The following is a 14426-nucleotide window of genomic DNA, read 5'->3' on the forward strand; positions in this document are numbered from 1 at the left end:
AGCCTGAAGAAGAAAAAGCACCAATCGCCGTATACCGATTGATGCTTTTTCGCAGACGCTCCATGCCAGTGTTACAGGAAGCGGTCGAGTATCTTGCGCGTCGTCTTGTCGATATTGAACATGTCGCGTATCAAAAAGTGGATGCCGTGGTTATCGGCGATCAAGAGCGACGTGGCGCCGATGCGGCGGATGTCTTCCTCGCCTTTCAGCACGAATTGCGTCTCGCCCCGGTCCGTATCGACATACCAGGTGCATGGCGTGGCAAAGCTGGAAACGCTTTTCACGCGCGCGATCTCGGGCATGAATTCGCGCCCTTCCAGCTCTTCCTGCAGCAGGCTGCGCGCCGGTTCCGGCAAGGCGTCGATACGGTCGATCCACGCCACTTCCTTGCCATTGCCCAGCACCAGCGAAATGCCTTCGTCGGGCGACTGGATGGGAAAGGCGCGCACGGGCGCCACGCATTCAAAGACTTGGCCGTCCGCGTCCGTCATCACCAGCTTGCCGAAGGTGTCGCGGCTTAATGTAAAAGTTGTACTGGCCATGCTTATTCCTTGTCATCCAGAGCGAGTTCGTTGTTGCGCGCCTGTGCTTCGTAGAGGCGGAAATAGGCGCCCTCTTTCGCCATCAGTTCATCGTGGCTGCCCACTTCGACGACCTGGCCGCGGTCCAGCACCACCAGGCGGTCGGCGCGGTGCAGGGTCGACAGCCTGTGCGCGATGGCGATCGTCGTGCGGCCCTGCACCAGGTTGTCCAGCGCCTTCTGGATTTCCTTCTCTGTTTCCGAGTCGACCGACGATGTCGCTTCATCCATGATCAGGATGCGCGGGTCGATCAGCAGGGCGCGGGCGATCGAGATGCGCTGGCGCTCGCCGCCGGACAAACCCTGGCCACGCTCGCCCACCATCGAATCGTAGCCTTGCGGCAGGCGCAGGATGAATTCGTGCGCATGCGCGGCGCGCGCGGCGGCGATGATGTCCTGGCGCGTCGCGTGCGGCTTGCCGTAGGCGATATTTTCCGCGATGGTGCCGAAGAACAGGAACGGCTCCTGCAGCACCAGGCCGATATTGCGGCGGTAGTCGGACACGGCGAACGAGCGGATGTCGACGCCGTCGAGCAGAATCGCGCCTTCCGACACGTCGTAGAAACGGCAGATCAGGTTGACCAGGGTGCTCTTGCCCGAACCGCTGTGGCCCACCAGGCCGATCATCTCGCCCGCCTTGATGTTCAGGGTGATGCCGCGGTTGACGGCGCGGTTGCCGTAGCGGAAACCGACTTCGCGCAGGTCGATGCGTCCTTCGATCTTGTCCAGCTTCACCGGTTGCGCCGGTTCCGGCACGCTCGACACGTGGTCGAGGATGTCGAAGATGCGCTTGGCGGCCGACGCCGATTTCTGCGTCACGGAGACGATCCGGCTCATCGAGTCAAGGCGGCCATAGAAACGCGTGCTGTAGGCGATGAAGGCGGTCAGCACGCCGACGGTGATTTCGCCGCGCGACAGTTGCCAGATGCCGAAGCACCAGATGACCAGCAAGCCCATCTCCGTCAGGAAGGAAACGGTGGGCGAAAACAGCGACCAGACCTTGTTCAACTTGTCGTTGACGGCCAGGTTGTGCGCGTTGGCGTCGCGGAAGCGGGCCGCTTCGCGTTTTTCCTGCGCAAACGCCTTCACGACGCGAATGCCGGGGATGGTATCGGCCAGCACGTTCGTCACTTCGCTCCACACGCGGTCGATCTTTTCAAAGCCCGTGCGCAAGCGGTCGCGCACCAGGTGGATCATCCAGGCGATGAAGGGCAGCGGCGCCAGGGTCATGATGGCCAGCCATGGATTCATCGACCACAAAATGACGCCCGTCATGATGATCATCAGCACGTCGGAAGCAAAATCGAGCAAATGCAGCGAGAGGAAGACGCAGATGCGGTCGCTGCCGCTGCCGATGCGCGCCATCAGGTCGCCCGTGCGCTTGCCGCCGAAAAATTCCAGCGACAGTTTCATCAGATGTTCATAGGTCGCCGAGCGCAAGTCGGCGCCCATGCGTTCGGACACCAGGGCCAGCACATAGGTCTTGCCCCAGCCCAGCAGCCAGGCCAGCAGGGCCGAACCGAGCAGGCCGCTCATGTAGTACACCACCAGCCATGGGTCGATATGCTTGCCGTTTTGATACGGGATCAGCACATTGTCCATCAGCGGCGCCGTCAGATACGGTGGAATCATGTGCGCGGCCGTACTCAGCAGCATCAGCATGAAGCCCAGGGCCAGCTGGCCACGGTAGGGATGGGCGAAGCGCCACAGGCGGAACAGGGTCCAGGTCGATGGCGGCGTGTGCAACACCTTGGCGCAGATCGGGCATTCTTCCTGCTCCGGCTCCAAAGGCGCCTTGCAGCTGGGGCACACTTCCTGCTCCGCTTCCAGCACGGGCTGGCCCGTCAAATGGCTGTCGAGGCGCTCGACGAACTGTTCCAGCACGCGGATCGCATGCAGGTTCTGGCCCAAAGTGAAGCGCCACGACGCCAGGCGGCCGTGGTCGTCGAACAATTCCAGGTGGCCGACGCCGGCGTGGTCATGGTGCGTCAGGCGCAATCCGTGGCGGAAAGACCAACTTTTCCAGGTGGTATCGCCCGGCGAACGGGCCAGCAAACGCTTCTCGGTGACAACTATTATGCCTTTTGTGAAACGTAATCGCGCATCGAGGTCAACCTCAACGCTACTTAAAACGTTCTCCCCTGGAGAAAGGTTGCTCTCCACTTCCGCCAGCCAGTGTTCCGGCAGCGATGTGAGGGGAATAGTTGTTGCAGGAACACTCAGTTCAGTTGTCATCGTAAAGCATACTCCGGCTCGAGGCCAAGCCCTTCAGGGCGGGATTTGGGGGATGGGGCAGACGCCCGATCAATGTTTGTGTACTGCGCGATGGCGAGGTGGATGCACCAGTGGCAATTTCCTGTATTGTATCGAATGGATGCCTGCCGGTAAGGAATGATGGCAAAACGGCGCAAAAAAATCAGCGTCCGCCGTACCGGAGCAAGTATACAACAGCCCGCTGTTGCGCAAATGCTCCAGCTTGGCCCAGAGTCGGTATCTTTATAACAAGTACGGCAACAATTAGTAACAATTAGAATGACAACACCAGCAGAATAAGGGCAGCAAACGCGACAAGAGGCCGCTAAAAGTGGCACACTGCGCATACCCGGGATAAAGAACCAAGCAAGAGCCTGAAAAGACTCTGTAGAGCCAACATAAAGTATCTGGCGCCCAGACGCCTGGCTTGTTATCAAGAAACCACTTACATGATCAAGAAGAAGAACATCGAATTTGCCCGCGTCACCCACTTGCGCGGCCCCAACATCTGGACTTACCGCCCGGTGATTGAAGCCTGGGTCGACATCGGCGAACTGGAAGACTATCCATCCAATACCCTGCCCGGCCTGTACGAGCGCCTGGTGGCGTGGCTGCCCGGCATGATCGAGCACCGCTGCGGCGTGGGCGAACGGGGCGGCTTTTTCGAGCGCCTGCGCGAAGGCACGTGGTCGGCCCACATCCTCGAGCACGTGGTGCTGGAACTGCAAAACCTGGCAGGCATGCGCACGGGCTTCGGCCAGACCCGCTCGACCAGCCAGCGCGGCGTCTACAAGATGGCCTTCCGCACGCGCGAAGAGCACGTGGGCCGCGCCGCTCTGGCCGCCGCGCGCGACCTGCTGATGGCCGCCATCAACGATGAAGCCTACGACCTGGAAGCGGCACTGGCGCCCCTGCGCGACATGGTCGACTCGCGCTGCCTGGGCCCGAGCACGGCCAGCATCGTCGATGCGGCCACTGAGCGCAGCATCCCTTCGCTGCGCCTGAACGACGGCAACCTGGTGCAACTGGGCCACGGCGCCGCGCAGCGCCGCATCTGGACGGCCGAAACGGACCGCACCAGCGCGATCGCCGAAGGCATCGCCAGCGACAAGGATCTGACCAAATTCCTGCTCAAATCGTGCGGCGTTCGCGTCCCTGAAGGCAGCCTGGTGCGCAGCGCCGAAGCGGCTTGGGAAGAAGCGCAGGACATCGGCGTGCCCGTCGTCGTCAAGCCATATGACGGCAACCATGGCCGCGGCGTCTCGCTGAACCTGATGACGGAAAGCGACGTGAAGGCCGCCTATGCACTGGCCGCGCGCAAGGGCGACAGCTCGGCCGTGCTGGTGGAAAGCTTCATCACGGGCGACGAACACCGCCTGCTCGTCGTCGGCAACAAGCTGATCGCGGCCGCCAAGGGCGAATCCTTGTGGGTCGATGGCGACGGCGTCTCGACCGTGCTGGAACTGGTCAACACGCAGATCAATACCGACCCGCGCCGCGGCGAAGGCGAAGACTTCCCATTGGGTACCGTCAAGCCGCATGAATCGGGCGAAATCGTGCTGGAACTGCAGCGCCAGGGCATGACCGCCCTGTCCGTGCCGCAGGCCGGCCAGAAAGTGCTGATCCAGCCGAACGGCAACGTGGCCATCGACGTCACGGACGACGTGCATCCGTCCGTCGTGCATGCGGCCCTGCTGGCCGCGCGCGTGGTCGGCCTGGATATCGCCGGCATCGACCTGGTCACCACCGACATCGCGCGTCCGCTGGAAGAACAGCGCGGCGCCATCATCGAAGTCAATGCCAGCCCTGGCCTGCTGGCGCACATCAAGCCGGGCGTGGGCCAGCCGCGCCCTGTCGGCGCGGCCATCGTCGACCACCTGTTCGCGCCCGAGGAAACGGGCCGCATTCCGCTGATCGGCGTGACGGGCACGCGCGGCGCCAGCCTGATCGTGCGCATGCTGTGCAAGCTGCTCAACCTGTCGGGCCTGCACACGGGCGCCGTCTGCAGCGAAGGCATGTATCTGGACCAGCGCCGTGTCGTCAGCAGCGATTGCGTGAACTGGGACGCGGGCCAGCGTTTGCTGCTCAACCGCACCGTGCAGACGGCCCTATTCGAGAGCAATCCACGCATGATCCTGGCCGAAGGCCTGGCCTATGACAAATGCCAGATCGGCATCGTCACGGACATGGGCAGCCTCGATAGCGTCAAGGATTTCGACGTGCTGGACGAAGCGGGCCTGTACAAGGCCGTGCGCAGCCAGGTCGACGTGGTGGTGCCGACGGGCGTGGCCGTGCTCAACGCCGCCAACGCGCACGTGCTGGAACTGGCCGAACTGTGCGACGGCACGGTGACCCTGTATGCGCAGGATGGCAGCCTGCCCGCCATCGCGGCGCAGCTGGCCGCCGGCCAGCGCGCCGTGTTCGTGCGCGGCAACCACATCGTGCTGGCCGAAGGCGGCATCGAAACGGTCCTGCTATGCCTGGACCTGCTCAAGCCTGCCACGGCCGGCAATGTCGACAGCGTGCTGGCCGTCGCGGCCGCCGCCTGGGCCCTGAACCTGCCCGTCGACCTCATTTGCGCAGGTTTGCGCACCTTCGACGCGGCACCCGGCTGCATCGGCAACTAAGACAAAGCAGCACTCAAGCCCGGCTACGGCCGGGCCCACAAGAACACAACAGGATTACGGTTTAATTATGGAAGTATCTCGCGTACGGGCCTTGCGGGGCCCTAACCTCTGGAGCCACGACACGGCCGTGGAAGCCATTGTTTCCTGCACCACGCAGGAACTCGACATCGCCCAGCTGCCCGGCTTCGAAGCCCGCCTGCGCGCGCGCTTTCCGCAACTGAGCCCGCTGCAACCGCTGGGCAACTACAACGCCGCGCCGATGGCGCAGGTGCTGGAACTGGCGGCGCTGGGCCTGCAGGCGCACGCCGGCTGCCCCGTCACCTTCAGCCGCACCACGCCGACCCTGGAAACGGGCATCTTCCAGGTCGTCGTCGAATACTCGGAAGAAGCCGTCGGCCGCCTGGCCCTGGAACTGGCGCAGCAGCTGTGCCGCGCCGCGCTCGACGATGCGCCGTTCGACCTGGCCGCCGCCCTGCACCAGTTGCAGGAGCTCGATGAAGACGTGCGCCTCGGTCCATCGACGGGCGCCATCGTCAACGCCGCCGTGGCCCGTAACATCCCGTTCCGCCGCCTGACCGAAGGCAGCCTGGTGACGTTCGGCTGGGGCAGCAAGCAGCGCAAGATCCAGGCCGCCGAAATGGACGGCACCAGCGCCATCGCCGAAGCCATCGCGCAAGACAAGGAACTGACCAAGAAGCTGCTCGATTCGGCCGGCGTGCCCGTGCCGCAAGGCCGTGTCGCCATCGACGTGGACGACGCCTGGGCCGCCGCCTGCGAAATCGGCCTGCCCGTCGTCGTGAAACCGAAGGACGGCAACCAGGGCAAGGGCGTCACCGTCAATGTCACCACGCGCGAACAACTGACGGCCGGCTTCCTCGCGGCGCAGGAATTCCGCGACGACATCCTCGTCGAACGCTATCTGCCCGGCCACGATTTCCGCCTGCTCGTCATCGGCAACAAGATGGTGGCAGCGGCCCGCCGCGACCCGCCGCAAGTGGTGGGCGACGGCCAGCACACGGTGCGCGAACTGGTTGACCAGGTCAACCTGGACCCGCGCCGCGGCAGCGGCCACGCCACCTCGCTGACGAAAATCCGCTTCGACGACATCGCCCTGGCCAGCCTGGCCAAGCAGGGTTACGTGGCCGAATCCGTGCCGCCCGTGGGCCAGCGCGTGATCTTGCGCAATAACGCCAACCTGTCGACGGGCGGCTCGGCCACCGACGTCACCGTCGACGTGCACCCGGAAGTGGCGGCGCGCGCCGTCGCGGCCGCGCACATGGTGGGCCTCGATATCTGCGGCGTGGACGTGGTGTCCGACAGCATCCTGAAACCGCTGGAAGAGCAGAACGCCGGCATCGTCGAAGTCAACGCGGCACCAGGTTTGCGCATGCACCTGGCGCCGTCGTTCGGCAAGCCGCGTCCCGTGGGTGAAGCCATCATCGCCGCCATGTTCGCCGAGGGCGACGATGGCCGCATTCCCGTCGTCGCCGTCACGGGCACCAACGGCAAGACCACCACCGTGCGCCTGATCGCCCACCTGCTGACCACCTCGGGCCTGCGCACGGGCATGACGAACACGGATGGCGTGTACATCGAAGGACGCCAGATCGACAGCGGCGACTGCAGCGGCCCGCGCAGCGCGCGCAACGTGCTGCTGCATCCGGACGTGGACGCGGCCGTGTTCGAAACGGCGCGCGGCGGCATGCTGCGCGAAGGCCTGGCCTTCGACCGCTGCCAGGTCGCCGTGGTGACGAATATTGGCGCGGGCGACCACCTGGGCCTGAACTACATCACCACCGTGGAAGACCTCGCGGTCCTGAAGCGCGTGATCGTGCAGAACGTGGCCGACAGCGGCGTGGCCGTGCTGAACGCCACCGATCCGGCCGTGGCCCGCATGGCCAAGAATTGCAGCGGCACGGTGACCTTCTTCGCCGCCGACAAGACGCATCCCGTGATGGCCACGCACCGCGCGCAGGGCAACCGCGTCGTGTATGTGGAAGACGGCAAGCTGGTCGCGGCACAAGGCAAGGAACGCCACGAAATCGCCCTGTCGCAGGTGCCGATCACGCGCAACGGCGCCATCGGCTTCCAGGTCGACAACGTCATGGCGTCGCTGGCCGCCGCCTGGGCCGTGGGCCTGGACTGGAAAACCATCGCGCTGGGCCTGAAAACCTTTGCCAATGAAGCCGACAATGCGCCGGGCCGCTTCAACGTGTTCGATTACAAGGGCGCCACCCTGATCGCCGACTACGGCCACAATCCGGACGCCATCCTGGCGCTGGTGCAGGCCGTGGAAAGCATGCCGGCCAAGCGCCGCTCGGTGGTCATCAGCGGCGCCGGCGACCGCCGCGACGAAGACATCCGCCAGCAGACGGAAATCCTCGGCGCCGCCTTCGACGACGTGCTGCTGTACCAGGATCAATGCCAGCGCGGCCGCGCCGACGGCGAAGTCGTGGCATTGCTGCGCCAGGGCTTGAACGGCGCCAAGCGCACCAGCCATATCGATGAAATCAACGGCGAATTCGTCGCCATCGACAAGGCCCTGGCACGCCTCGGCGAAGGCGACCTGTGCCTGATCCTGATCGACCAGGTGGAAGAAGCGCTGGCGCACATCGCCAAGCGCGTCGCCGAAGCGTAAACGCAGCCTGATGGCATATGAGGGCGGCCTGCGGGCCGCCCTTTTTCATCCCGGCGCCTCAGTCGGCGCCGGCTTTCTCGATCGCCTGCGCGGCCAGCGCGCCGGCCCGCATCTCGCTGGCAAACAGCGTCGCCGCATGCGCGATGGCGCGGGTGGCACGCGCGAGGAAATGCGTCCAGTGCTGCTGCTCGAGCAGCAGCATCTCGATGCAGAACCATACCTGACCGCACTGCACATGGCCTTTCACCAGCTTGATGCGGCGGTTGACTTCATCGAGCGCGGCACGCACGCGCAGCAACTCTTCCGGCATATCGATGCTCCACACATTCGGCAACAGCAGTTTCCCAAATTGCGCGTCATCGGTATCAAAGCACAGGACATAGCCCATGCCTTCGAAACGGAAGACGATATCGCCATCGCTGTCGATCTGCGCCTGATATCCGTCCGCTTGCAAGTGACGCAGCAACGGTTCGGTGATAGTGGATGCCAACATGGTGCTTCCTTTCATTGAGTGGGATGGCGACGCCCCATCTGGTGCCGCTGCATCGCTACCTCAACGCCGCCACCGGCAAAAAATACAAAACTATTTTCGCCACGTGTGGAGAGCGGGCAAGGCCGGCAGGTGCATGGATGCGGCAGGGATACCGGAATTGATATGGACATCGCAAAAGAAGTCATTTGTGGCGCAAAGTCATTCGCCCCTACCATGCTTCCTGAGCCAGTTCCAGCTCTGGCGGCGACTGCCGCAGCGTTCTCAACATAACTAAAATACAGGTGGAGACAAGATGATGCAATTGATGGCAACGGGCACCCGCACGCCCCGACAAAATACACGCTTGACCTTGAAGGCGACGGTGGCCGCCCTGGCCGGCGCAGGCCTGCTGAGCAGCGCCTCCGTCCGGGCGCAACAGGCGCCCGCCGTGGAAACGCCAGTGGCAGAAACGGCACCGGCGGCGGCAGCGCCGGCCGACAATGGCGGCATCGCCGTCGTCGCCGTCACGGGCGTGCGCAGGGCGGCACAGAGCGCACAGACGATCAAGAAAAACAGCGACCAGGTGGTCGACTCCATCGTCGCCGATGAAATCGGCAAATTCCCCGACAAGAACGTGGCCGAAATCCTCGGCCGGGTGACGGGCGTGCAGGTCCGCCGCGAAGGCGGCGAAGCCGGTACCGTCATCATCCGCGGCTTGCCTGGCGTGGTGACCCTGCTCAACGGCCGCGAAATGTTCACGTCCGTGGGCCGCAGCCTGTACCTGGCCGACATTCCGACGGCCATGCTGCAGCGCGTGGACGTGTACAAATCGCAGGGCGCCGACATGGTCGAAGGCGGCACGGCCGGCGTGATCGACGTACGCACCAACCGCCCGTTCGACTTCAAGGGTTTTACGGCATCGGGCAACGTGCGCGCCGAACACCGCGACAAGTCCGGCTCGACGGACCCGAACGTCAGCGGCATGGTCTCGAACCGCTGGAAGACCCAATACGGCGAATTCGGCGCCCTTCTCGGCCTGTCCTACCAGCGCGGCAGATACTATGACGAGACGATCTGGAACGCCGAACCGGTCAAGCGCCCGGAAGCGGGAAACATCACGGGTCCCGATTCCGTCGGCATGATCCCGACCGTGGGCGACCGCAAGCGCTACGCGGCCAACGCCGCCTTCCAGTGGCGCCCGAACTCGCAGGTGGAAGTGTATGCGGAAGGCATGTCGACCCTGATCAAGCACGCGTTCGACAGCCAGTTCTTCGTCGGTTCGCTGCCCTGGGGCCAGAACCCCGACATCACGCTGATCCCCGGCACCAATCAAGCGGCCACGGTGGGCAAGATCGACGGCCCGTGGTCGCCGTTCACGCTGGGCTCGACCCAGGCGCGGCGCGACCGCTCGATCGGTTCGCAAGGCGCCATCGGCGCGCGCTGGGACATCACGCCGCAGCTGCGCGCCACGACGGAGCTGGCGCGCACGGTCAGCAACTTCGAGCGCGAATTTCCCATCCTCGACTTTCTCGCCCATCCGACCAGCGTGATCGGCAGCACGAACGTGAACGGCGGCGCGCAGATCAGCTACCCCGGCTACAACATGCTCGATCCGAAGAACTACACCCTGCTCGGCTTCTACGACAATCACAGCCACGACGAAGGCAGCTCGACCGACTGGCGCGGCGACGTCACCTACGACATGGACAGCACGGGCTTCTTCCGCGAATTTTCGGGCGGCGTGCGCCTGGCCAAGCGCAAGGCCGAATCGATCCGCGAAAAAAATGGCCAGGGCGGGCTGACGTCGATCATGACTGCGGACGCGATTCCTGGCCTCGCCTGCACCTCGCACGAGAACACGGGCAACTTCGGCCTGCAAAGCTGGCTCACGCCGTGCCGCGACTTCATGCTCAACAACACGGCCGCGCTGCGCCAGCTGTTTACGGGCAGCAGCGAACGCAGCCCCGACGATCCGATGACCCACTACAAGGATGTGGAAAAAACCAATGCCGTCTACGGCAAGGCGCGCATCGGCTTTGACTTGGCGAAAGTACCGGTCGATGGCACCCTCGGTGTGCGCGTCGTGCAGACCAAGCAGGACTTGCAAGGCAATTCCTCGCAAAACGGCATCGTCACGCCCGTGCGCGTCAAAACCTCGGATACGGACGTGCTGCCCAGCATGACCTTGAAAGCCATGCTGCGCCAGGACCTGATCGCCCGCATGACGGCCGGCAAGGCCGTGCAGCGCCCGAATTTTGCCGACTTCAACCCCGGCGTGAGCCTGGGCCAGAGCCTGGAGATGGTGCGTCCGACGGGCAGCGGCGGCAATCCCGACCTGAAACCCGTGGAAGGCAAGAACCTCGACGTGGCGCTGGAATGGTATTTCGCGCAGACGGGTTCCGTCACGGCCACCGTGTTCCGCCACAACTTCAAGAACTACATCCTGTCCGGGTCGGCCAAGGAAACGTATGGCGGCATCGAGTACGACATCACGCGTCCGCGCAACACCTCGAAAGGCCATCTGCAAGGCCTGGAAATGGCGTACCAGCAGTTCTACGACAAGCTGCCAGGCTGGATGAGCGGCCTTGGCCTGCAGGCGAACGCCACCTACATGACGGGCGAACTGGAAGAATTGAATGGCAGCGTGCACCCGTTCACGGGCATGTCGAAGTGGTCGGCCAATATCGTCGGCCTGTACGAACAGGGACCGTGGTCGGCGCGCCTGGCCTACAGCTGGCGCGACAAATACGTCGACGACTACAACTACCGCGGCAAGGGCATCCACCTGACCGTGGCGCCCACCAAGACCCTGGACGCGTCGGTCTCGTACAAGCTCAACCCGAACACCACGGTGACGCTGGACGCGAACAACCTGCTCGACTCGACCTACCGCGACTACCACGACACGCCGGACTATGTGCGCGATGTGCGGCGCTATGACAAGGTCGTGGGACTCTCCGTCCGCTGGAGCTACTAGTGGACACCTGACCAAACCGGCTGCGCGGCGCGCTTTGCGGCCGGCGATGGTTTTGTCAGGCGGTGAGACGTTGTTAAAAACAATATACCTTTCTTCCTTGAGGGTTTTCAGCGCCAGCCGGTGACGGTTGGCATTTTTTTTGCCTTGTGGAATCTATCCGACACAGGAATTGATTTAACGCAAAGTGGCGGCGCCGGGGCGCTTTTATGCTGGCAGTCTGACCATCGAACCCGGCGGGGACAGCATGCGCGAGGCACGACACGTCGACATACAGCTATTTCAACCCGACATCCCGGTGCGGCTCGACATGCGCACGGCGGCGCTGGTGGAGCATGCGCTGGCCTTGCAGGAAATGGCCGGCACGGGCGCCGCCGCCCTGTTTTTGCACTGCCACGACGTGCCGCTGCCCACCGCCTTGCGCGTGCTGACGACGGGACCGCACCGCAAACCGGCCGGGCCGCACCTGTTTGCCCGGCTGCGCCCGCGCACGGCCGCCCGGGCGCAAGGCGCAGCGCTACCGGCGCGCTGACGAATCCTGTACCATCGCCGCAACCTATTCCATGAGGCACGGCGATGCAGGCAGCGACACCCCACGATTCCTATGCGGCACTGATGGACCTGATCAAGGCGCGCCATGCGGAACTGAGTCCGCAATTCCAGGCCGGCGCCCGCTACCTGGCCGACCATCCGGACGAAGTAGCCGTCTCGTCGATGCGCAGCATCGCCGCGCGCGCGCAAGTGCAGTCGGCCGCCCTCGTGCGCCTGGCGCAGCAGCTGGGCTTTGCCGGCTGGCCGGAACTGAAAGCCATCTTCGTCGAACGCCTGCGCGCGGGACCGGCCGGTTATGCGGCAAAGGCCAACGCGCTCGCCGATAAAGACGGTGATCTCGTCACCGAAGTGTTCACGGTGCAGCAGCGCAACCTGGCCGCCACGGAAAGCGCCAACCACGCCGCCCTGGATGCGGCCGCCAATTTGCTGCAGACAGCGCCCCGCGTGCACGTGGCCGGCTTTCGCGCCGCCCACCCGATCGCCTATACCCTGCATTATCTGTACCGGCTGCTGCGCCCCAGCGTGCAGCTGTTGAGCGGCCAGGGCGGCACCCTGGAAATGGACTTGCGCGCCCTGCAGGCGGACGAAGCCGTCGTCGTCGTCAGCTTCGCGCCGTATTCGAGCGAAGCGCTGCTGGTGGCGCAGGCGGCGCGCCAGGCCGGCTGCCAGGTCATCGCCATCAGCGACAGCGCCATGTCGCCGCTGGCCCTGCAGGCCGACGCCAGCATCGTCATCGCCGTCGACAGCCCCTCGTTCTTCCCTTCCATCGTGGCCGGCGTCGCGGCCGTGGAAAGCCTGGTGGAACTGCTGGTGGCGCGCGCGGGGCCCGATGCCGTGCACGCCATCGGCGCGGCGGAAAGCCAGCTGCGGGCGCTGGGCGCCTACGCAAAAAACATCGAATGATGTAAATTAAAACAAAATACATCAATCGTTGCAATGCGGCGCGACGCCTCCTATAATCGGCCATTCCCCCCTTTGCCGATAAGAAAGCGATGCCATGAGCCATGTCTTCCACCGCAGCCTGACCGCCAATTACCCCGTCGCCACGGGCGGCGATGGCCCCTACCTGATCGACGCCGATGGCAAGCGCTACCTGGACGCCTGCGGCGGCGCGGCCGTCTCCTGCCTCGGTCATTCGGATGCGGCCGTGATCGCCGCCGTGCAGCGGCAGATCGCCACGCTGGCGTACGCGCACAGCTCGTTTTTCACCAGCGAACCGATGGAGCAGCTGGCCGATTTCCTCGTCGCCCGTGCGCCAGCCGGCATCGACAGCGTGTATTTCGTCTCGGGCGGTTCGGAAGCGGTGGAAAGCGCGCTCAAGCTGGCGCGCCAGTATTTCGTGGAACGGGGCCAGCCGCAACGCCGTCACGTCATCGCGCGCCGCCAGAGCTACCACGGCAATACGCTGGGCGCGCTGGCCACGGGCGGCAACGCCTGGCGCCGCCAACAGTTCGAGCCGCTGCTGATTGGCGTGACCCATGTCTCTCCCTGCTACGCCTGGCGCGACCAGCCAGCCTATGAAACGGATGGCGACTACGTGGCGCGCCTGGGCCAGGAACTGGAAGACACTATCGCCGAGCTGGGCGCGGAGAACGTCATGGCATTCATCGCCGAGCCCGTCGTCGGCGCCACGGCCGGCGCCCTGCCCGCCGTCGCCGGCTATTTTGCGCGCATGCGCGAGATCTGCCAGCGCCACGGCATCCTGCTGATCCTCGACGAAGTCATGTGCGGCATGGGCCGCACGGGCAGCCTGTTCGCCTGCGAACAGGAAGGCATCACGGCCGACCTGATCTGCATCGCCAAGGGCCTCGGTGCCGGCTACCAGCCCATCGGCGCCGTGATGGTATCGCAGGACATCCGCGACACCATCCGCACCGGCACGGGCTTCTTCCAGCACGGCCACACGTATATCGGCCATGCCACCGCGTGCGCCGCCGCGCTGGCCGTGCAGCAACAGATCGAGGAGCGCGATTTATTGGCCAAGGTGCGCGCCATGGGCGGCTTGCTGCAGGAGCGGCTGCGCCAGCGTTTCGGCGAGCACCCGCACGTGGGCGACATCCGCGGCCGCGGCCTGTTCCTGGGCCTGGAACTGGTGCAGGACCGCGCCGGCAAGCAGCCGTTCGACCCGACCCGCCGCCTGCACGCGCGCATCAAGGCGCAAGCCATGCAAAACGGACTGATGTGCTACCCCATGGGCGGCACCATCGACGGCCTGCGCGGCGACCACATCCTGCTGGCGCCGCCCTATATCATCGACGCCAGCCACGTCGATGAGATCGTCGACAAGCTGGGCACGGCCATCGATGCCTGCGTGGCGTAGCCGCGCATGC

General features: G+C 64.5%; 9 protein-coding genes. 6 read left to right on the forward strand and 3 right to left on the reverse strand.

Going from position 1 to position 14426, the window contains the following annotated elements; genetic code table 11:
- Window positions 1–71: 71 nt before the first annotated feature.
- Window positions 72–542: a cyanophycin metabolism-associated DUF1854 family protein gene (locus IGS55_RS08625; RefSeq protein ID WP_230517383.1), complete on the reverse strand. Its 471-nt coding sequence runs from the start codon at window positions 540–542 to the stop codon at window positions 72–74.
- Window positions 543–544: 2 nt separating this feature from the next.
- Window positions 545–2815 carry a cyanophycin metabolism-associated ABC transporter gene (locus tag IGS55_RS08630; RefSeq protein WP_080698525.1) on the reverse strand — a complete coding sequence of 757 codons (2271 nt, stop codon included), beginning with the start codon at window positions 2813–2815 and terminating at the stop codon, window positions 545–547.
- A gap of 467 nt (window positions 2816–3282) precedes the next feature.
- Between IGS55_RS08630 and IGS55_RS08635 the strand changes: the two genes are divergently transcribed.
- Together IGS55_RS08635 and cphA are read left to right on the forward strand one after the other, a co-directional pair.
- Entirely contained in the window at window positions 3283–5460 is a 2178-nt protein-coding gene (locus tag IGS55_RS08635) for a cyanophycin synthetase (protein ID WP_230517384.1), read from the forward strand.
- A 67-nt stretch (window positions 5461–5527) separates the two neighbouring features.
- Complete coding sequence (cphA, locus tag IGS55_RS08640) at window positions 5528–8098, forward strand: cyanophycin synthetase (protein ID WP_230517385.1); 2571 nt, start codon at window positions 5528–5530, stop codon at window positions 8096–8098.
- Between the two features lie 58 nt (window positions 8099–8156).
- Here the strand turns inward: cphA and IGS55_RS08645 are convergent, their stop codons facing one another.
- Complete coding sequence (locus IGS55_RS08645; protein ID WP_230517386.1) at window positions 8157–8591, reverse strand: hypothetical protein; 435 nt, start codon at window positions 8589–8591, stop codon at window positions 8157–8159.
- Between the two features lie 292 nt (window positions 8592–8883).
- Here IGS55_RS08645 and IGS55_RS08650 point away from each other — a divergent pair, with 292 nt between their 5' ends.
- From IGS55_RS08650 to IGS55_RS08665, 4 genes are all read left to right on the forward strand, one after another.
- Window positions 8884–11547, forward strand: a complete 2664-nt coding sequence (locus IGS55_RS08650) for a TonB-dependent receptor (RefSeq protein WP_230517387.1) — start codon at window positions 8884–8886, stop codon at window positions 11545–11547.
- A 244-nt stretch (window positions 11548–11791) separates the two neighbouring features.
- Entirely contained in the window at window positions 11792–12076 is a 285-nt protein-coding gene (locus tag IGS55_RS08655; RefSeq protein WP_230517388.1) for a hypothetical protein, read from the forward strand.
- 44 nt (window positions 12077–12120) lie between these two features.
- Window positions 12121–12999: a MurR/RpiR family transcriptional regulator gene (locus IGS55_RS08660; protein ID WP_230517389.1), complete on the forward strand. Its 879-nt coding sequence runs from the start codon at window positions 12121–12123 to the stop codon at window positions 12997–12999.
- 94 nt (window positions 13000–13093) lie between these two features.
- Window positions 13094–14416 carry an aspartate aminotransferase family protein gene (locus IGS55_RS08665; RefSeq protein WP_230517390.1) on the forward strand — a complete coding sequence of 441 codons (1323 nt, stop codon included), beginning with the start codon at window positions 13094–13096 and terminating at the stop codon, window positions 14414–14416.
- The last annotated feature ends 10 nt before the right edge of the window (window positions 14417–14426 follow it).

It is taken from the genome of Janthinobacterium sp. EB271-G4-3-2 (assembly GCF_020858035.1).
GTDB classification, from domain to species: Bacteria; Pseudomonadota; Gammaproteobacteria; order Burkholderiales; family Burkholderiaceae_D; genus Janthinobacterium; species Janthinobacterium aestuarii.